Source organism: Rossellomorea sp. SC111, from assembly GCF_024733565.1.
In the GTDB taxonomy this organism is placed as follows: Bacteria; Bacillota; Bacilli; order Bacillales; family Bacillaceae_B; genus Rossellomorea.
Genome location: NZ_JANIOC010000004.1, coordinates 247651 through 267585 on the forward strand (window position 1 = coordinate 247651; position 19935 = coordinate 267585).

Sequence of the window (19935 nt, forward strand, 5' to 3'; positions counted from 1 at the left end):
TTCCATTTCAACCACCTAACACCTTACCCTCACCAGAAGCATTGGGACGGTTCTACTGCTTCCATCAGCATCCTTAAACTATGGAAGTACAAAAGGAAAAAGACCGTCGTGAATGTCTCAATGACGGTCTTTTTCCTCATGTAATTGTATGTTTCTCTTTTTTTAAAAAGAGTTTCTGCCCTTTAAACGTTAACATTTTTCTATATTGAGGATCAGACACCCATTCATGTATAAGATTTTATTCCTGCAAATGTTGAATAGCGTAATCCGCTTCCTCTTGAGTGAACTGTTCGCCGTAATCAGAAACGAGTTGGTCCCTTATCGCTTCTGGTGACATGGCCATGGAATCTTGATAACTTTTTGCTTTTTCCAAAGCGTTCTTTTTAAAATCGGCTTTCATTGTATCAATCGCATAGTGGGCTTCTTCCGCAGTGAATTGTTCGCCGTTCTCTGAAACAAGCTGATCATAGATGCCTTGCTTTGACATGTACATCGTATCAGAGTAAGATTCCGCCTTTTTCAAAGCGTTGTCCTTCCAATCATATTCAAGCTTTCCCATGGCATACGTAGCCGCTTCCTCGGAAAACTTTTCACCAAACTCTGAAACTAATTGGTTATGAATCGCTGCCTTGGACATATTCATGATCTCAGCGTATGTTTTCGCTTTTGTCAAAGCGGAGGTATGTTCTGCAGGGACGTCATCTTCCACTTTTGCTTCTTCTTTTTTGGGTTCCTCTGATTTGGGCTGTTCTGTTTTAGGCTCCTCTTTTTTTGGTTCCTCTTTTTTCTCTTCTGACGCTTTTGGCTCAACCGCCACGGGTTGGGTAGTTTCTGACTTGACTTCCTTTACCTTCGTATCACCCGTCTCAGTATCATTTCCACCAACAGCTGTTGCAACAATCAGAATCGCAATGACCCAGACCCACCACTTTTTATAGAACGGTTTTTTCTTTTTTGGCGATTCCCCCACTAGCTGTACCCCCTTCATATAGTAAGCTTACATAAGTAGTATATTTTCCTTACTTATTAAACATGCAGGGAACCAAGGGGACAGGTAACTTGGTGGCGTCAAAAAAACACAGCATTCGGGATCGAATGCTGTGTTTTACTTTTACTTCAGAAAATTTTCTCTGTCGTTCCAATATAATTCCCAATAATATACCCCAACGTCCCCACCATAAGGATCGGCCATATCAAATCCTTCCATCCTTTCGAAATGGCAATCGCAGCAGCCGTTGTCGGCCCTCCGACATTGGCATTATTGGCTAGAAGGATTTCTTCAAGCAAAAAGGAGCAACAGAACCGTCCCCACCGGACCATTCCGGTTCTTCGCAATCTTCACTTCCACTTCCGGCCCCTTCTTCGAATCCGGATAGTAAGAAACCAAGGGGACAGGTTCCTTGGCCCATTCGAACCAACGTACCTGCCCCCCCTGGCTCAACCGTTCTCCTTCGTAACACCCCCAACAACCCAATACTTATGAGGGATTGGCTGCACAATCACCCGGACCTGTTCAGGTTTCACTCCAAGTGTTTCAACAGCAGTTTTAGTGATTCCTGCCACTAAATCCTTTATCTGCTCATCACTCCGCCCTTCAAGTACCTGTACTTGAATAATTGGCATCGAACCATCACCTCTTTGGTAAAAATTCAGGTGGTGACACAGGCACTACCCTCAGCTGTTAGAATCCTAATAATCTTGGAATGAACAATGTGGTCTGTTTCCAGTAAGTAACGATCAATAGCATTCCAATACCTAATAGGAGCATTGGCATAACCGCTTTGATTAAGCTTTCAAACCTTACTTCGGCTATTGAGGATACGATGAATAATCCTGTTCCAACCGGTGGTGTCAGGAGACCAATCGTCAGGTTAATACATATGATCACACCGAAATGAATCGGGTCGATTTGAAACCCGCTCACCAGCGGCATAAATACCGGCACCAGGATAATCAGCGCAGCAATGCCATCCAACAATGTGCCGATGATTAACAAGAAGATATTGACCAACAGCAGAAATACAAACGGATTATCAGAGATGGACAACATTGAATTGGCAATCATTTGCGGAATCTGTTCAAACGCTATCAGCCAGCCAAACAAGTTCGCCATTGCGATCAAGAATGTCACCGTAGCTGTTCCAATTACAGTGTTAATCAATATCTTCGGCAAGCTTTTCCACTTCAATTCTCTGTAAAAAAACATCCCCACCACAAAAGCAATGACACTCGCTACCGCAGCAGACTCGGTTGCAGTAAAGGCCCCGCTCAGGATCCCGGCAATGATGACAAAGGGAACCAAAATAGCCGGCAACACTTTTACAAAGGAATTCCAAATAAGCTCCAAACTTGCTCTTTCACTACGAGGAAAATTATGTTTATAACCTAAATAGGCTATCAATCCAATAAAACCGATTCCGAAAATCGTTCCTGGAATGATCCCTGCCATAAATAGCCCGCCAATGGACGTACCCGACAAGGTTCCATAAATGATAAAAATCATGCTTGGTGGAATAATCGGCGCAACAATTGAGGATGCAAGCGTCAATGCAGAAGAGAATTCACGGGTGTACCCTTCTTTCTCCATTTCGGGGACCATGACCTTACTCATCATCGCTGCCTGGGCATTTGCAGAACCCAGGATCGAAGCTAGGAACATATTCGCAATGACTGTAACATAGGCGAGTCCTCCCCTAACATGTCCGACAAGCACCCTTGCAAAGACAACGAGCTTGTTCGTGATTCCTCCGCTATTCATCAACTCACCGGTAAGCATGAACAAAGGGATCGCAAGCAATCCGAAATTCTCCATGCCTGAATACAGCCTTTGTGGTGTTGATTCTAGCAGCATTGTATTACCTGTTAGTAAAAAATAGACAACTGTCGTCATCCCCAGCACCAAGGCGATAGGAATTCCCATTAATAAAAATACGACAAAAGCCAAGATGACAAGCAACATCATTCTTTTTCACTCTCCTTTGCGGCTGCTTGGAGATTATGGACCATTTCACTTTCAATACGTTGATCCTTTATAATCTCAAGCATATTGCTTAGTAAATGGATCGAAGCAAATAGCAGACCGACCGGCAGAATCGCATATGGAATCACCATAGGCACCAATATTGCGCTCGATTTTTGGATTGCGACGGTAGGTGAAGTAATCCATGAAAAACAATAGAATAATAGAATGGCCATGAACAAGAGCATAAAAATATGTGCTGAAATCGCCACCCATTTATTTACCTTCGCAGGAAGATAATCCGTGATGAGCGTCATGGATGCCTGTGTCTTATACTTAAGACCAAGGCTCCCTCCTATGAACGTTATGTAGATTAGAAGAAAAACCGAAACTTCCCCTGCCCAGAATAGAGGTTCATTGAACACATATCTAAAAACCACTGCAGCCGCGACAATGACAGCCATTGCAAACATTAGGATAATAGCCAGTTTCTTTTCGAAACTGGCTACCATATTGCTGATGTATTTCACGCATTTCCCTCCATTAGGTTATTCGCGGAATGTATCGATGAATTCCTGAATCAGTGGATCAGTTGGTCCATACTTTTCATCGAATTGCTTGATATAAGGATCGAATAACGTTTGGTCAATTTCATATATTTTCATCCCTGCATCACTAAGAGTCTTTTTGAATTCCTCTTCTTGTCCGGAACGGGTTTTTACTGCATACTCTGCAGCAGCCTTAATGGATTCATCAATAATCTTTTTATCACTATCAGACATTTTTTCATATTCTTCTTTGTTCATCATGGCAACTGCCGGCCATACCATGTGATTCGTCACCGCCCCATACTTGGCAACTTCATAGTATTTATTGGTGATTGTAGCGTCCAGGTCCATATCCATCCCATCGATGACACCAGTCTGGATGGCAGCGTATACTTCGGGCAAAGGTAATGATTCAGGCGAAGCTCCCATTGATTTGTAAAAATCCTGAAGCGGCGGGCTTGGTGTTACACGGAAGGAAAGACCCTTCAAGTCTTCAGGCTTCTTGACTTCCTTATCCTTGAACAGCATGACCCGGTTCCCTGCAAAAAGGTAATCCAAACCTTTTAGTCCTTGGTCATCCAGTGTTCCAAGAATCTTCTTCGCGACTTCTGAATCACGCGCAGCATTTGCAGCTTCCAAATCTTTAAAAGCATATGGAGCGAACCATGCCGTAAATGCAGGAGCACGAGAGCTCATATAGGCAGCAGTTATGAATCCGAAGTCTACAGAACCTGAAGAAATTTGCTGTACCATATCTGCTTCTGTACCAAGCTGGCTCGCTGGATAAATTTCAAGTTTCATTCTTCCATCGGAACGATTATCCAATTCTTCTTTGAATTTCTCTGCAGCCTTATGCCACATATGATCTGTCGGGGTAATGTGTGCCAGCTTGAATGTATACTTCTCACCAGATTCAGATCCAGATGCAGGCTTTGCATCGTTGTCATTGCCGCAGGCAGCAGCCGTCAGTACCAGTAAAAAAGTAACGAATGTCAGCCCTAGTTTCCTTAAACCCATCATTTCTTGCACCCCTTTTATCTCCAATTTTGAAAACGCTTCCAATAAATTTCTCAAAGCTGTCTCTACCTGTGATTATAGTCACTTTCTCCTACTCAATGTGTAAAGTACTTAACATAGAAAAAGAAATTCATCTATATATTTTGAATATTCTAAAATATATAGGCAGAAACTTAGTCACAGGAACTAAGTGCTGGATTTGCAAGAAAATGTGACACTGCCAAGCTCTGCGAATTGGACCAAGATCGTATCATTGGGTTCGAAGCTGATCGCTTCGGAAACGGCCCCACTCAGTATGACGTCTCCCTTTTTAATTCCCTTACCAACTTCACCAAGCTTGTTGACTGCCCATGCAACCGAAGCTGCCGGATGCCCCAGTACCGCTGCACTCGACCCGGTTTGGAAAACCTCTCCGTTTTTCGACATCACCATTCCGAGCTGCCCCAAGTCCAGATCCTTTGGAGACATCCACTTGCTGCCGATGAGGAATTTTGAGGAAGAACAGTTATCTGCGATGACATCAGCCAGAGTGAACTTAAAGTTTAAATAGCGGCTGTCGATAATTTCAATTGCCGGAGCTACAAATTTAGTCACTCTCAGTACATCCTCAGCCGTAACATTTGTCCCTTCCAAATCCTCTTCGATCAAAAACGCAATCTCTGGCTCTGCTTTCGGGTGGATAAAATCGGTAAAATCGAGGGGTTCCCACTCCAATGCGAGCATGTCATCGGTCAAGTATCCATAAATGGCTTCATGGACACCCATCATTTGTTGTTTTGCCTTGCTCGTCAAACCCAGTTTCAACCCGATTTTCCTAGCACCTTCCTTCTCGCGTCTCTCGATTAATTTCTCTTGGATTAAATAAGCATCATCAAAACTCAATTCCGGATAACGGTCGGTTACTTTCACCACTTCACGACATTCTTTTTCTGCGGAATATAAGTATTCTACGATTTCCAGGTCGACTCCCTTTGTAATCGCCATCCTTTACACCTCCAGCTTTCGTGCTTTTGCCAATTCGGCAGCAACATCAAGGATCATATCCTCCTGGCCGCCCACAACTTTCCTTTTGCCTAACTCTATTAAAATATCTCTTGAATCAATACCAAATCTCTGGCCGGCCCGTTCAGCATGCAGCAGGAAGCTGGAATACACCCCGGCATATCCCAAAACCAGGCTGCCTCTGTTAATTTCCTGAGGCCTTGGAATCATTGGCCCAACCGTATTTTCAGCCAAATCCATCATTTTATAAATATCGATCCCTACGTCCATACCCATCCGGTCCAATACGGACAATAAAACTTCTGTTTGAGCGTTCCCCGCACCGGCACCCAGACACCTGACACTTCCATCGATTCTCGTGGCACCTTCTTCAATAGCAGCCAGCGTATTTGAAACAGCCAATGAGAGATTATTATGAGCATGGAAACCTACTTCAATAGACAATGTATCTCTTAGTGCTGCGATTCTCTCTTTTACTTCATGGGGCAAAAGGGCTCCTGCAGAATCAGTCACATATACTGCCTGAGCTCCATAGCTTTCCATCAGTTTCGCCTGCTCGACCAATTTTTCAGTCGGAGCCATATGGGCCATCATCAGAAATCCAAGTGTCTCCATTCCCAGCTCACGCGCCATATTGATATGCTGGGCAGAAACGTCAGCTTCTGTCACATGTGTGGCTACCCGGACCAGACCCGCCCCTAGCTGATGTGCCTGCTTTAGCTCATGTACTGTACCGATTCCAGGTATAAGAAGAACAGCGACCTTTGAGTTTTTACATTCATCGACAGCTGCTTCGATCAGTTCCATCTCATCAACGAGGGACTTTCCATACTGCAGCGTAGAGCCTCCTATTCCATCGCCATGGCTCACTTCAATGTAATGCATTCCTGCATCATCAAGTTCTCGGGTGACACGTCGCACCTGTTCTTTTGTATACTGATGCTGCATGACATGGCTCCCGTCACGCAGGCAAACTTCCGTAATCTTGATAGGCTTATCACTTTTGCGATTCAAAAAAATTCACCTAGCCTTTCGATTTGACACTCTGATTTTCAAGTATATGGATCGCAAAATCCTCAGCAACCCGGGTCGCCGCAGCCGTCATAATATCAAGGTTTCCTGCATACACCGGGAAATAGTCTCCCGCACCTTCAACCTCAATGAAAACCGTCACATTGTTTCCATCAAATAAGGGATCCTGTTTGAGGCGATATCCAGGAACATATTGCTTCACCGTTTCGACCATACGCTCAATCGATTTTGTAATCGCACCTTCATCCATATTTTTCACTTCACAATAAATGGTGTCACGCATCAAAATCGGGGGCTCTGCGGGATTGAGAATAATCAGGGCCTTCCCCTTGTCGGCACCCCCCACTACTTCAATTCCCCGGCGGGTTGTAATCGTGAATTCATCAATGTTTGCACGCGTGCCCGGCCCTGCACTCTTGGACGAAATCGTTGCTACAATCTCCGCATAACTTACATCTGCGACCGAGTTGATCGCATGGACAATCGGAATCGTCGCCTGACCTCCACAAGTAATCATATTGACGTTCTTTTCATCCAGGTAATGTTCATTTTTGACGGCTGGTGAGACGAAGGGGCCTCTAGCTGCCGGAGTCAGATCAATGGCAAGCTTCCCCAATTCATCGAGTACCTTAGCATGTCTTACATGGGTCTTTGCAGATGTAGCATCAAACACGATGTCTGCGATTTCAGGATGATCCTTTAATGCCTGGATGCCATTATCGAAGGCAAGATAGCCCCGTTCCTTCGCTCGCTTCAAGCCATCTGACTCGGGGTCGATCCCAATCATCGCCTGGAGATCGATGACTTTACTCCGTTCAAGTTTATACATTAGATCTGTTCCGATATTTCCAGAACCAATGATCGCTGCTTTGATTTTCGCCAATTCTTCCACTCCTCTATTCAAAAGTGACTGACACAGATCCGACCGGACCGAATTGAGCTGTAACTGTATCTCCTTCAGCTACTGTAATCGCCGCAGAAAGTGCCCCCGGCAAAATCAGTTCTCCAGCCTTAAGGGTAATGCCGAATTCATGAAGCTTATTTGCCAGCCAGGCAATCGCATGTGCCGGATGGCCAAGAGCAGCAGCACCTGAGCCTGTCGCAATCATTTCACCGTTCTTGGATAAAGTCATCCCAACACTGCGAAGGTCGATTCCGTTGATGTCTGTCATTTGCTCTCCAACCACAACCATCGCTGATGATCCATTATCCGCAACCGTATCAACAAGACCGATTTTCCAATCAGCAATCCGGCTGTCGATAATCTCAAGGGTCGGTACCACGTAATCCGTTGCCATCAACACATCCAGAAACGTAACATTCGGACCTTCTAAGTCTTCGCTTAATACAAAGCCGATTTCCGCCTCGATTTTAGGACTGAGGAAGTTGGACATCTTTACTGTTCCGCCATTTTCTACTTTCATATCATCCAGCAAATGACCATAATCAGGCTCATCCACTCCAAGCATTCTTTGCATCGCCACACTCGTCAGACCAACTTTTTTGCCGATGACCGTGCGGCCTCCTTTAAGCTTTCTCTTTATGACCTCCAGCTGAATTTGGTAGGCGTCCGTTACATTAAGATTCGTAAATTGTGAAGTTAACGGTGAAACCGCTTCTTTGCTTTTTTCCGCCTCTAAAAGCGTATGAGCAATGTTTTCGATCGACGCATTCATGGATTCATCCTCCTTTGCTACCATTTAATATTTTCTATCATGCTATGCGCTTCCTTCTATAGCTTCATGGTGATCGTCTTTGCTTCGGTATAAAACTCGAAGCTGTGCCTGCCGCCTTCACGTCCTATGCCGCTCGCTTTCGATCCGCCAAACGGTGTGCGCAAGTCGCGGTAATACCAGCAGTTGATCCACAGCAGGCCAGTATTTACATTAGCTGCTACACGATGGGCACGGCGCAGATCATTTGTCCACACGACGCCCGCCAGACCGTACATGGAATCATTGGCCATTTTTACTGCATCTTCTTCCGTTTTAAAAGGAATGACCGTCAGTACAGGGCCGAAGATCTCTTCCTGGGCGACACGCATTTTATTGTCTACATCATACAGAACAGTAGGTTCATAGAAATTGCCTTCTCCAAGGGAGTTAATAGTCTTACCGCCAGTTGCCAGCTTCGCACCTTCTTGCAGACCGATTTGCACATATCCATCAACTGTCTCGATATGTCCCTTTGAAACAAGAGCACCCATATCTGTATCCTCATCAAGTGGATTACCGACTTTGATGGCACGTGCTGCTTCCACGAACTTCTCCAAAAATTGATCGTAAATGCTTTCCTGGACAAGCAGACGTGATCCTGCCAGACAAATCTCACCCTGATTTCTGAAAATGGCTTCAATCGACCCGGCAACCGCTTCGTCCAAATCAGCATCTTCAAACACGATATTCGCGGACTTTCCGCCTAGCTCCAGAGAAACCGGAATCAGCTGAGACGCGGCATTCTGCATCACCGTGCGGCCAGTCGTGCTATCACCGACAAATGAAATTCGTCTTACGGATGGATTTCTAGTCAATTCTGTTCCGACTGTCCCTCCAGGACCCGTGATAATATTCAGCACCCCTGGCGGCAGCCCTGCCTCATTGGCAATCTCCCCGAGCATCACTGCGCTTAATGGAGTATAAGAAGCTGGCTTTACTACAACTGTATTCCCTGCGGCCATTGCCGCCGATGCCTTCCATGTCATTTGCATGAATGGGAGATTCCATGGAATGATCAGGCTTGTCACACCAGCGGGAGCATATTTTGAATAAGACATGTATCCTGCCTGGTCATAATGCTCATGGTTTATGTAGTTAGCCATTTCAGCAAAGAAGCGCAAATTCGCAGCTGCCCGGGGAATATCAAATCCCCGGCTCTCCTTAATCGGCTTCCCGACATCGAGGGTTTCTACCAGTGCCAATTCATCCACCTTTTCCATGACCAGATCAGACATTCTGCACAATATCTTTGACCTTTCAGCAACCGGCATCTTGCTCCAAACACCGCTTTCGAACGTCTTTTGTGCTGCATCAATCGCGTGTTTAGCATCCTCAACACCAGCTTTAGCAACCGAAGCGAGCTTTCTATTGGTCGAAGGATCAATCGTATCAAATGTTTCACAAGACATCGCATCACGGTATTCACCATCAATAAAGAGTTTGGCATCTTTTACTTTTTGTGGTTGAGTCAGTTTCATCCTAAAACACCCTCCTCATCCTCGACTTCAACAATCATTTCAACCTCGACGGCATTGTTGAGGGGCAGCTGCGCCATGCCTACAGCAGAACGGCCATGCTTCCCGAACTCCCCAAACACCTGCACGAGCAGATCCGAGGCACCATTCAAGACCTTCGGCTGATCAGTAAAGTCAGGGGTGCTGTTCACGAAACCAAGCACTTTTACCACCCGCTTCACTTTGCTTAACTCACCCAGTTCCTGCTTTAGAACGGTCAAAAGGTTCAGCATGCATTGTTTCGCTGCATCATAGCCGATTTCAACCGAAACATCCTCCCCAAGTCGGCCCCGGTATTCATTCGTCCCCTGGCCGGATGTGAAAATCAGATTGCCGGTCCTTACACAGCTTACATAGTTCCCTGCTGCAGGGCGTGGAGCCGGCAAGGTCAGGCCAAGTTCCTTCAAGCGTCCTTCAGGTGTCAGCTGTACCTGTTTCATCAAATCAACTCCCCACTTTGACTGGTATATTCAAGAACCGGAGCGCATTTTTACCAAGTATTGCTTCCGTTTGTTCCTTTGACAATCCAACCGTTTCATCAACGACCTTACCCGGCGGGACCTCTCTTAACAGGAATGGATAATCAGAGCCCATGATGATTCGTTCATGGCCGAAATTCTGTACTAAGTAGTTCAGGTTCACTGGTTCATTTACAAGGGAATCATAGTAAAACTGTTTTGCGTAATGGCTGGGCGGCTTATCCAGAAGACGCAGGTGCGGCCAGACTTTCCACCCTTGATCAAGACGAGGCAGCAAATAGGGCAGCGAGCCGCCGCCATGAGCCAGGCAGATTTTCAGCTTAGGGAATTTATCCATGATTCCGCCAAGGATCAAACTTCCTCCAGCCAGAGCCGTTTCACTCGGCATCCCTACTGTATACATGAGGTTGTGACGAGGCATCCGCTCCTTGCCAAGTGTTTCCCATGGGTGGATAAACAATGGAACATCCCATTTTTCAGCCATCTCAAAAAACTCAATTAAACGAGGATCATCAAGGTTCATACCGTTTATATTTGTGCCAATCTCTATGCCGCTCAAGCCTAATTCATGCTTGCAGCGGTCCATTTCCCGGATTGCTACATCAACATTCTGCATCGGCACGGCACCCAGTCCAATGAACTTGGTCGGGTACTGGTTTACCAAGTCAGCGATAAAATCATTTTGAACACGAGCCAGAATTTCTGCTTCTTCAGCTGGTGCCCAGTATGAGAACGTTACAGGAATGGGAGAAAGAACTTGCATATCGACCCCTTCCCTCTCCATATCCTTAATCCTCTTCTCAGCGTTCCACACCTGGTCTGTCACTTCACGGAACACTTTCCCGGCAATCATGATGTTTGCCCCGCATGCACAAGTACGCTCCAGTTTCGGCCATTTGTCGCCGCCGAAACGCTTCGTCAGATCACTGAAATCCTCAGGAATGATATGGGTATGGAAGTCTACTCGCATTTCCATTCACTCGCTTCCGGAGGCATCATGTATCCACAATTATCACACTTGCGAAGTTCCTCGTTTCCGTTAAAGCTAGCGATGGCTTCCTTTACCTGCTTTTCAATGTTAGTCAGTTGAATCGTGGCACGGTGCATTTCATGGTCGCACTCCTCACAGAACCAAACAAAGTCCTCAAGTTCACCTTGTGCACGGTTGCGTTCAATAACAAGTCCGATCGTGTTCTCCACTCGGTGCGGAGAATGCGGAACGTTCGCTGGAAGAAGAAACATTTCACCTTCCTTTACCTCCACTACTTCACGCTTTCCTTCTGCATTGATAACCTCTACATAGCAACTGCCCTGAATTTGATAGAAAACCTCTTCGGACGGATCAACGTGGAAATCGCGTCTTTTGTTCGGTCCTCCCAGAAGCATGACCATCAGCTCAGCATCCTTCCAGATCACCTTATTGTTGACCGGCGGCTTAAGCTGATCTCTATTTTCCTCAATAAATTGCATTAGATTAATCGGTACAAATTGACTTTTCATATTTCCTCGTCTCCCTTCGATTCTTGTGAATTCAGTTAAAGATTCTTCTTGGCATTACCAGCTTTTCCTACCATTCATCTCATATCTCTGCTATTACAATCAGTCTGCCATCTCGACCGGACTTCCTTTTAATGACTTTTGCATATGGACCACTTCATCTGCGAGAATGGAAATCCGATTCAACAAATCCTCATCTACGATTTGGTTTTCCAGGTTGAAATGATCGAAGGTTGCGTATACATGGCAAGGTGCAACGAAGGCCCGGAAATAACCAGCAATGGGCTTCAACTGGTTTTCGATTACAAGAAAATGCTGATACGTTCCACCATTTGCGACAAACCCCATCACCTTATTCCTGAAGGCAGCCGGGTGGATCAAATCAAATAGGTTCTTCAATACCCCTGGAATCGAGCCTTGGAAAATAGGTGTCCCAATCACATAAAAATCGGCAGACGATATTTTTTCAATCACAGCCCTGGTATCGTCCGAATATTTTTCAGCAGGACGGCCATCACAGAACTCAACGTTATAATCCATCATATCGAGCATTTCCACCTCGATATCAGGGTACTTCTTTGTCACTTCTTCAAGCACTTTACGGACCACAATCCCTGTCTTGGCTCCGATGATCGTGCCTGATATCCCCAGCAATTTCATTCGTTTTCGCCTCCTACTCTTGTAAAATATGATTCTTCGCATTCACTCCAGACTCCCAACCTAGCAATGCTTTCGAGAGGTTGAGCTCCCCATCTGAAATCAGCTGGCGGATCCTGGATGAAGAGATCACGCTGCCTTGAGGGCAGAATACCGGTTTTGTTACGCGTACTTTAAAATATTTTTCAAGAAGCTTTACATCTCCCAATCGATCTTTGCCAAAGCGGAAATCCCCGCCAACAATGATCTCCACCGGGTTAAGCTTCGCCAAACATCCGATAAATTCGTATGCACTTCTCTCTGCATACACTTCATCAAATCGGGCAACCACTGCATGCCGGGTACCGAGTTTTCCGATTTTATCCAACTTTTCCCCCACGGGGGTCAGCATCCTTGCTCCTTGAAAAAACACACGGGGCGGCGGGTCGAATGTATACACGACACTCGGAACCCCGAGCTTCCTGCTTCTCTGTACTGACTGGCGGATTACGGTTTGATGCCCCCGATGGACACCGTCAAAAGCGCCAATGGTAACCACTGATCGAGGCAATTCCAACGAAGAATAAACATGTGCTTCCATCCAGCCATCACCTCCTGAGAATGATTATTAATTTGTAAGCGCTTCCTTATTATCCAAAAGACCGCCCCTCAACGCTTCATCAACCATTGTTAGTTGGGTCTGGCGTTTATAGTTGTTATAGAAAATCCCCCTCTTACGAATCGGATCACCTGTATAATAGCGCTCGTATTGAAGCAAACGCTGACCGAATGCCTCACCGCACAGATCCCATGCAAGCTTGAAAATACTTACCCTCTCTAAAGAAGAGATGCCTTCTCGGCCTACATAATAATTGTCGATTGAATCTCTTAATGCTGCATTTTCAAAATCAGCTCCAGTCGGGGACATGAGCAAACCGCCTGCTCCGATAATCTGGATGACTTCGATTGCCCGTGGATACATGGTAGGCAGCAAGCCGCGGATGGTTTCTAGTGCGACGTAATCCGGCATTGCTTCTCCATGCTCGGTCATCGTATGCTCGTATTCAGCCACTTTTAACAGCGCTCTGATCGACTCAAGTGACTGGGCAAGCTCTCCAAGCTGTTCCTGAACATTCAAGTATCCATCGACGCCAATCGTATCCGCCACCTTCATGGCCACTTGCGTTGCGAATTCCAATTTCACAAGGCCCCTGACCCCTGATTGATGGGCCGGCTGCTGACCAGCGCCTGTCATTGGATACAGCCTGTTGGCTGCTTCCACATTGTTATATAAGAAAATACGGTCCCAAGGAACGACCACATCATCAAACACCAGTAAGGCATCCATCTCTTCGAACCTTGAAGCGAGGGGATGATCAAAGAACGAACGTGTTCCATCCTGCATCGGCTCGCGGCAGATGATACGCAGCCCCGGGGTATCAATCGGAATCGCAAAAGCCAGTGCATACTTTTCATCACCTGGGGCAAATCCAGGGAATGAGTAAATGATCACTTCATCTGTCACCGGTGCAAGGGTCGCAAGCATCTTTGCTCCCCTGACAACCAGACCATCCGGAGTTTCCTTCACCGCACCAAGATGGGTATACGTATCCTTCTGCTCATGTGAATTTTTACTGCGGTCATTTTGCGGGTTGATAATGGCATGAGTCAGGAATATGTCGTTATCACGGAGGTATTTATAATAGTTGCGGACATTATCTGCCCAGTTTTTGTTGTATTTTTCAAAGAACCAAGAATTGTAGTACATGGATGTTACCACGACGTTCAAGAAATCCGGAGTTCTTCCCATCAATCCAAAGGTTGCCCTGGCATATGCTTCGAAAACGTTGCGACGCTTCACTAAGTCATCGTAGCTTTTTGGCACAAGGAAGGAATTATTCACCCGCTCTCCCGTTTCCTCACATACATGAGTGATCTTATCCTGGAATTCAGGATCATGCTGCATGTCAAACAGCTTGGCGATTTCAAGTATCGGCTGCTTGAAAACCGGTTCCTCAAACAAATTCTCAACCTTTTTACCTGAAAGCCAAACTTCAGGTTTGCGTGCTTTAACCGCTTCGATATATTGAGCTCCAGTCCTAATTCCCATATTCACCCTCCTGAAAATATTATTTGAAAATTCATACTGATTTTAATACTAATTTTTCATCCTAACTGTAGCCTATTTAACGTTTTTTCTGAGATAGTTTTGGAAAAATCGAAATTATCCAAATCTTTATAGAATTTAAGCGTTGTTTCCCCTATGCTTATCTTAGAAATCATCTTCACTTTTTGGGGAGGTAATGGTATGGCCACAGTTTACGAAGAAACTTTTCATTGGGAGGGTTATTTAAAATACGGGACACGCCAATTTTTCAGAAAAAAAGAATGCATTTACCAGCAGGGAAATCTCGGAGAAGGATTTTATTATTTACATAAAGGCCTGGTCCGGATTGTTACCGTAACAGCCGCTGGCAAAGAAAATATGCTTAACATCGTCATACCCAACCAGCTATTAGGAGTCCAGTCACTTGACCAGAACACTCATTTCACAACCGCGATTGCAGTAAAGAATTCAGTCGTCTATCATTTCTCAGCAGACGAATTTCGAAAACTTATGATTGCCCACCCGGAACTCTTCAAACTCTTTTCCAAAAGCGTCATCCATAAAATGAAAATCCTCTTAGATCGCATAAATATGAATGCGCTTACATCAGAGCAAAAGCTTGCTGCTTTACTCCACAATATCTGTGATGAATTCAAAAATTATGAGATTCCAATCTCTCAGCAAGATCTCGCCTGCTGTACAGGCCTGACTAGAATCACCGTCTACAAAGTACTAAAACAATGGCAGGAAGCAGGGATCATTGAGGTAGACAAGCGAAAATACTACATAAAAAAACCAGATTTCCTTAGAAACCTGGTTGGTTAATCTTCATGGGGGTTATTGGCAATCGTCCTGATTTCAGGAAAATCTTTTACGACGATTTTTCGTTTTTGAAGCTCGATGTACCCCTTCTGTTTCCATTTCTGAATGATTTTGTTCACGGTAATTCGGGACGTGCCAATGTATTTTGAAAAGGCCGTCTGGTTCATCGAGGCATTTCCGTTTTCCTGAATAAGCTTCAGTAAATAGAAAGCCATCTGCTGCTCAATGGGACTATCGAGGTGAGCGATGATTTCAGCCAGGGTCCTGAATTTGTAAATCAATGAATCTGTATAGATGGCAGCTGCCTCTGGATGATCCTTGCAGATTGCATCAATCGCATCGTTGGAAAAATAGTAAATCGTTGATGGACAGTTCGTTATCCCGCTTGTCAAATATGGCTCCCCATGAATCCCGTGCTCCCCAAACAACATCCCCGGGGGAACCATGTTGATAATACGCTCATCCCCTTTGTCGGACAAGAGCGTAATCTTTATTTCACCCTTCTTCAAATAATAGATTCCCTGACCCGCCTGCCCTTGATGATAGACCACTTTATTCTTCCTAAACTCGAATACCTGCCCGTATGACAAATACGGCTCCCATTGGTGACGGAGGTAGTCCACACAATCACCTTCCTCTATACATGCAGTTGTAAAATTTTTATTATTTAGATAATTATAACATTTATTTAAATGTACTGGACGACTAATCCGATTCTTTCAGAAGAAGAAATAAAGGAGATGTTGGAGTGAAGCTCATCTCTACCTAATCCGTAAAACACAACATGGAAAAAGGGACGTATCCCACCTTTGGCAAAGTGAGATACGTCCCTTTTTAGCTATTAAACAAGGAACTGTCGCATTTCTTCATCTGTTAAATCTTTTGGTTGAACACCGTGTTCTTTGCAGTATTTGTCCAATGCCCTTATTTTCACTTTCGGGGATTCGGCGGGTGCTGGGAATGCAAATACCCCATCAGGAAAATCATGATCAAATTTCTCGATATCTTTATGCATTCTATCACTCCTGGTTATAGTATGCCCTCCTGGAATTTTTTTAAAATATCTTGATTTCAACTTGATTCCTGCCACCATACTACACCTCCCGGAAAGTATATTTTTACAAGCCTTTCAGCTGCAATGTCATTAAACATGAAATACTGCCCATATGTCAGTTGAGCTCCCAGACTCTTATAAAAGGGATATTTGCTGCTTTTAGATGTGAGACCAACATACCCGTCATACCCTTTTTCAATACTGTACCAACAAGCAAACGCTATGAGAACTCTTCCAACATTTATATATGAGCGCTCTTGGTTAAGTACCCCTTTTATAAACTTCTTATTTTGTGGTGAAGATTCAATAATATCTACATCTACACAAAGGAAGTCTTCATCTGGGTTTTCTTTCAAGGCAATAAGACCCTCTACAATATCTGGATTATGGTCAGTAACTAATCCGAAAACCTTAAAATCATGCGATATCGGATAAAGCCAATTAAATTCCCAACCATAATCAGGAAGGTACCTATTATCCTTTACCTCTTCTTTTCCCACTTCTCGAAAATAATAATCAACGGGACTGTTTGTAGCTGCATTTAATAACATAGCTCAGATCGCTTTCGTTTGATTGTCATTCTATTATACCATAAATCGTATAATCCACATGTTTTATTTAGAAAATTCAGTAAAATAATCAAGGGTGCAAGTGGGGGCATAGGGACGATTTTCATGCTTCCTTTTCTCATCTACCAGAAACCAATCAGCCCAAACACCTCACCCAACTCCCCCCACTAACCCTCTCCCTCCCAATCAATCCCCCAGCCTCCACCACACCCAACATATCCATCATCACCGCAAACCCCTGATCCACCCCACTCAACACCCCGACATCCTTACACCCCTTCCACAACTCCCGATAACTCACCAACCCATACCCATCCCCACGCTTCTCCCACGCTTCTCCCGCTCTTCTCCCAACAATCCCACCAACACCCCATACACCTTCAAACTCTCAACCCGAAAATTCAACTCATTCCCCTTCGCATACTCCGTCACCAACATCCCAATCCCTCCCTATTTATCATTCAGTGAATCAACCGTCCTGTCCCCCCGCCTCACTCAAACCGAAGCAACAGAACCGTCCCCCCGCTTCATCCATCCCCCACGAAACCTCCCAAACTCCTTCACAAACTCCAACTTCACCGTCCCCACCGGCCCATTCCGGTTCTTCGCAATCTTCACTTCAACCTCCTGTCCGCTCTTAGAGTCCGGATAATAATAATCATCTCGATACAAAAACAACACCACATCCGCATCCTGCTCGATATTCCCCGAGTCACGGAGATCCGACAGCCTCGGCCGCTTGTCATCCCTGGACTCCACTCCCCTCGATAACTGGGACAACAGAATGATCGGAATCCCAAACTCCTTCGCCATCCCCTTCAGCTGCTTCGTTATATGCCCAATCGCCAGATCATGCCGGTCAAACCGCTCCTTCACCGTAATCAGCTGCAGGTAATCAATCACCACGAGAAACGGCTCCGTCGGGTAATCCCGCTTCAGATTCATGATCCGCTGTCTGATCTCGGGCAACGTAATCATCCCATTCTGCGACAGTTCGAGCTTCGCCTTATACACCGCGTTCATCGCCCCGTGCATCCTCGGCATCTCGTCCTTCGTCAAATACTTATAGGGATTCTGCCATTTCATCATGTTAATATCCGTGATACTTGAGAGAAGCCGCTGCATGATCTGCCGCGAGCTCATCTCAAGGGAAAACACCATGCTCACACCTTTCTCCCTCGTGCATTCCCAAGCAAGCTGGATGGCAAAAGCCGTCTTCCCCATGGAGGGTCTCGCAGCCAGGATGATGAGCTCCCCTTCCTTCCACCCTCCCGTCAGCGCATTCAAACTCTCGAATCCCGTCGAGACCCCGGGAAGTCCGTCCCTCTCCATGTAAAGAGATTCATAAAGATCCATGATGATGTCGTCCTTCGTCTCTTCGTCGATCGTCGCATTCGTATGCATGTCGATAAGTGTTTTGTAGAGTCCCTGTGCGGATTCCGGGGTGTAGGCGTTCAGGAAGTGATGGGCCGAGTTCTTGATGAGGCTCAGTTCGTAATACTTCAGGACAATCTGTTCATACTGCTCGATGTTCACCGTCGTCGGGCAGTAATTGGCAAGCGCCAGGAGAAACTGGACCCCACCCACATTCTCAATGTCATCACGGAGCTCCTCCAACAGCATCACAAGATTTATCTCCAGCCGCTTCTTCTGCAGCCCCCTCATCGCTTTAAAAATGAGGCGGTTCCTCACCAGGCTAAAATGCTTCTCCTCCAAGGTCAGTGTATCCAACACATCCGCATCCAGAAGGACCGCTCCAATGATCATACTCTCCGCTTCATGCAACTCCCGAAGTAGCTGCTCATCAGCCCCAGGGTGGTGCAGGTCGTGTCCATTCATTTCGTCGTTCATTCTCAATTCGAATCGCTCCTTCTTTTTCCCACGCTTCCATGGTTTCTAGTATCGTCGTTTCCTCCACCGGCGGTTCATACAGCTCAGAAATCGTCGGCATATGCGGACTCACCTTGATATGGGCTTCAGCCCGCTTCTTCACCACGTGATAATCACAGTTCTCCAGGTGCTGAAACCACAGCTTCGCCCGATCATGAGTGAGCAGCCGCTGAGGGTAAGCTCCTTGGATCATTTTCATAAGCTCCTTGAACTCATGGAACGTCATGCCTCCTTCACAATCTCCTCCAGCCCATCCAACAGGTCGTCGATGTGCTCCATGGATTCCCGAGGAGAAATGTACCCCTCAAGGGCCTTCTCCAAATACTTCGGACTGTTGATCGTCAGCTTCGGATTGATACTCTGCTGTCTGTCAAACTCCTCATCCATGAACACAATCAGCTCCTCCGTCGACAACTCGCTCAAGCTGATCCGCTCCATCGCCACATAATCCATCGGCGTCAAGATAAGTCCTCTCTCCCTCCTGCCAATGAAATGCCCGATCAGCGCCTGCAGCCTCTCTTCCTCATTAGTGCCGTTAAGGTTGGTGGTGTTCTCTTTCTCTTCTTTCTCTAAGTTCTTAAGTCTGTTTGCAGGTTCTCTCCGCACCTGTTTCACATCCTTTTCGCCGCACGAAGACCCTCCGGAACCAGCCCCATCATCAGGCTGGTCACCACCGGATTCCTCACGTCCCCCTTCCTTCTTAGACATCCCCATCCAACTCAAATACTCCCCACAGGCGAAATCCTTCGTCGGTCTAAGGGTAAACACATACCCATGTTCATACTTCTCCGCCTTCAGCCATCCATCTCTCTCCAACCTCTTAATCGAACGCTGAATCCGCGAATGCGAATACTCATCAATCTTCTTCCCATTATAGAACCACAGATCCTCCCTCAGCTTCCGGAGCGAACGCACATACTGCCTCTCCCCAAGCACCACTCCCCCAACCTGAACCCCGCCTTTATGCGTCGCATTCAACAGAATCAACACATACAACCGAAGATCCTCCGGGTGATGAAACGTCTCCTTATCCAACATACCTGTCTCAAACTTTCTCCATCCATTCATTACAATCACTCCTCATTCGTTTTGGT

Annotated in this window: 25 protein-coding genes and 1 pseudogene; 1 reads left to right on the plus strand and 25 read right to left on the minus strand. The window is 45.8% G+C overall.

The window, feature by feature from the left end; genetic code table 11:
• Positions 1-238 precede the first annotated feature (238 nt).
• From NQ095_RS06970 to NQ095_RS07055, 18 genes and pseudogenes are all read right to left on the minus strand, one after another.
• Positions 239-970, minus strand: a complete 732-nt coding sequence (locus tag NQ095_RS06970; RefSeq protein WP_258262749.1) for an Ltp family lipoprotein — start codon at positions 968-970, stop codon at positions 239-241.
• A 146-nt stretch (positions 971-1116) separates the two neighbouring features.
• Positions 1117-1290, minus strand: a pseudogene (locus NQ095_RS06975) (DUF819 family protein); the annotation flags it as partial.
• Positions 1266-1418 carry a hypothetical protein gene (locus NQ095_RS06980; RefSeq protein ID WP_258262750.1) on the minus strand — a complete coding sequence of 51 codons (153 nt, stop codon included), beginning with the start codon at positions 1416-1418 and terminating at the stop codon, positions 1266-1268. The pseudogene NQ095_RS06975 and the gene NQ095_RS06980, both read right to left, overlap by 25 nt.
• A 19-nt stretch (positions 1419-1437) precedes the next feature.
• Entirely contained in the window at positions 1438-1623 is a 186-nt protein-coding gene (locus NQ095_RS06985; protein WP_258262751.1) for a tautomerase family protein, read from the minus strand.
• Positions 1624-1681: 58 nt separating this feature from the next.
• A complete protein-coding gene (locus NQ095_RS06990; protein ID WP_258262753.1) occupies positions 1682-2962 on the minus strand; it encodes a TRAP transporter large permease in 1281 nt (426 codons plus the stop codon).
• A complete protein-coding gene (locus tag NQ095_RS06995; RefSeq protein WP_258262754.1) occupies positions 2959-3489 on the minus strand; it encodes a TRAP transporter small permease in 531 nt (176 codons plus the stop codon). Before NQ095_RS06995 ends, NQ095_RS06990 begins: the two co-directional genes overlap by 4 nt.
• A gap of 18 nt (positions 3490-3507) precedes the next feature.
• Positions 3508-4527: a TRAP transporter substrate-binding protein gene (locus NQ095_RS07000; RefSeq protein WP_258262755.1), complete on the minus strand. Its 1020-nt coding sequence runs from the start codon at positions 4525-4527 to the stop codon at positions 3508-3510.
• Positions 4528-4710: 183 nt separating this feature from the next.
• Positions 4711-5508 carry a 2-keto-4-pentenoate hydratase gene (locus tag NQ095_RS07005; protein ID WP_258262756.1) on the minus strand — a complete coding sequence of 266 codons (798 nt, stop codon included), beginning with the start codon at positions 5506-5508 and terminating at the stop codon, positions 4711-4713.
• Between the two features lie 3 nt (positions 5509-5511).
• Positions 5512-6540 (minus strand): 4-hydroxy-2-oxovalerate aldolase, encoded by a 1029-nt coding sequence (gene dmpG, locus NQ095_RS07010; RefSeq protein WP_258262757.1) that lies wholly within the window; start codon positions 6538-6540, stop codon positions 5512-5514.
• A gap of 10 nt (positions 6541-6550) precedes the next feature.
• Positions 6551-7441 (minus strand): acetaldehyde dehydrogenase (acetylating), encoded by an 891-nt coding sequence (locus NQ095_RS07015; RefSeq protein ID WP_258262758.1) that lies wholly within the window; start codon positions 7439-7441, stop codon positions 6551-6553.
• Between the two features lie 13 nt (positions 7442-7454).
• Entirely contained in the window at positions 7455-8234 is a 780-nt protein-coding gene (locus NQ095_RS07020) for a 2-keto-4-pentenoate hydratase (RefSeq protein WP_258262759.1), read from the minus strand.
• A 56-nt stretch (positions 8235-8290) separates the two neighbouring features.
• A complete protein-coding gene (locus tag NQ095_RS07025; RefSeq protein WP_258262760.1) occupies positions 8291-9751 on the minus strand; it encodes an aldehyde dehydrogenase in 1461 nt (486 codons plus the stop codon).
• Positions 9748-10227: a RidA family protein gene (locus NQ095_RS07030; RefSeq protein WP_258262761.1), complete on the minus strand. Its 480-nt coding sequence runs from the start codon at positions 10225-10227 to the stop codon at positions 9748-9750. The genes NQ095_RS07025 and NQ095_RS07030 overlap by 4 nt, the downstream gene beginning before the upstream one ends.
• Before the next feature lie 4 nt (positions 10228-10231).
• Entirely contained in the window at positions 10232-11242 is a 1011-nt protein-coding gene (locus NQ095_RS07035) for an amidohydrolase family protein (protein ID WP_258262762.1), read from the minus strand.
• Positions 11227-11766, minus strand: coding sequence for a 3-hydroxyanthranilate 3,4-dioxygenase (locus NQ095_RS07040; RefSeq protein WP_258262763.1), 540 nt, complete (start codon positions 11764-11766; stop codon positions 11227-11229). Before NQ095_RS07040 ends, NQ095_RS07035 begins: the two co-directional genes overlap by 16 nt.
• Before the next feature lie 99 nt (positions 11767-11865).
• A complete protein-coding gene (locus tag NQ095_RS07045) occupies positions 11866-12423 on the minus strand; it encodes an NADPH-dependent FMN reductase (RefSeq protein WP_258262764.1) in 558 nt (185 codons plus the stop codon).
• Between the two features lie 13 nt (positions 12424-12436).
• Positions 12437-13000 (minus strand): FAD synthetase, encoded by a 564-nt coding sequence (locus NQ095_RS07050; protein WP_258262765.1) that lies wholly within the window; start codon positions 12998-13000, stop codon positions 12437-12439.
• 27 nt (positions 13001-13027) lie between these two features.
• Entirely contained in the window at positions 13028-14509 is a 1482-nt protein-coding gene (locus NQ095_RS07055; protein WP_258262766.1) for a 4-hydroxyphenylacetate 3-hydroxylase family protein, read from the minus strand.
• 198 nt (positions 14510-14707) lie between these two features.
• On the opposite strand from NQ095_RS07055, the gene NQ095_RS07060 reads away from it, so the two are divergent.
• Positions 14708-15331 (plus strand): Crp/Fnr family transcriptional regulator, encoded by a 624-nt coding sequence (locus tag NQ095_RS07060; protein WP_258262767.1) that lies wholly within the window; start codon positions 14708-14710, stop codon positions 15329-15331.
• On the opposite strand, the gene NQ095_RS07065 is transcribed toward NQ095_RS07060, so the two are convergent.
• The 7 genes from NQ095_RS07065 to NQ095_RS07095 all read right to left on the minus strand — a co-directional run bounded on the left by NQ095_RS07065 (position 15328) and on the right by NQ095_RS07095 (position 19909).
• Positions 15328-15951, minus strand: a complete 624-nt coding sequence (locus NQ095_RS07065) for a Crp/Fnr family transcriptional regulator (protein ID WP_258262768.1) — start codon at positions 15949-15951, stop codon at positions 15328-15330. The two genes, NQ095_RS07060 and NQ095_RS07065, sit on opposite strands and share 4 nt — an antisense overlap.
• Positions 15952-16169: 218 nt before the next feature.
• Entirely contained in the window at positions 16170-16421 is a 252-nt protein-coding gene (locus tag NQ095_RS07070) for a hypothetical protein (RefSeq protein WP_258262769.1), read from the minus strand.
• Positions 16400-16933: a hypothetical protein gene (locus NQ095_RS07075; RefSeq protein WP_258262770.1), complete on the minus strand. Its 534-nt coding sequence runs from the start codon at positions 16931-16933 to the stop codon at positions 16400-16402. The genes NQ095_RS07070 and NQ095_RS07075 overlap by 22 nt, the downstream gene beginning before the upstream one ends.
• 315 nt (positions 16934-17248) lie before the next feature.
• Positions 17249-17389: a hypothetical protein gene (locus tag NQ095_RS07080; RefSeq protein WP_258262771.1), complete on the minus strand. Its 141-nt coding sequence runs from the start codon at positions 17387-17389 to the stop codon at positions 17249-17251.
• A gap of 57 nt (positions 17390-17446) precedes the next feature.
• On the minus strand, positions 17447-18802 hold the full coding sequence (locus NQ095_RS07085) for a replicative DNA helicase (RefSeq protein WP_258262846.1): 1356 nt from the start codon (positions 18800-18802) through the stop codon (positions 17447-17449).
• Positions 18756-19034, minus strand: a complete 279-nt coding sequence (locus NQ095_RS07090) for a hypothetical protein (RefSeq protein ID WP_258262772.1) — start codon at positions 19032-19034, stop codon at positions 18756-18758. Before NQ095_RS07090 ends, NQ095_RS07085 begins: the two co-directional genes overlap by 47 nt.
• 29 nt (positions 19035-19063) lie before the next feature.
• Positions 19064-19909: a hypothetical protein gene (locus NQ095_RS07095; protein WP_258262773.1), complete on the minus strand. Its 846-nt coding sequence runs from the start codon at positions 19907-19909 to the stop codon at positions 19064-19066.
• Positions 19910-19935 lie beyond the last annotated feature (26 nt).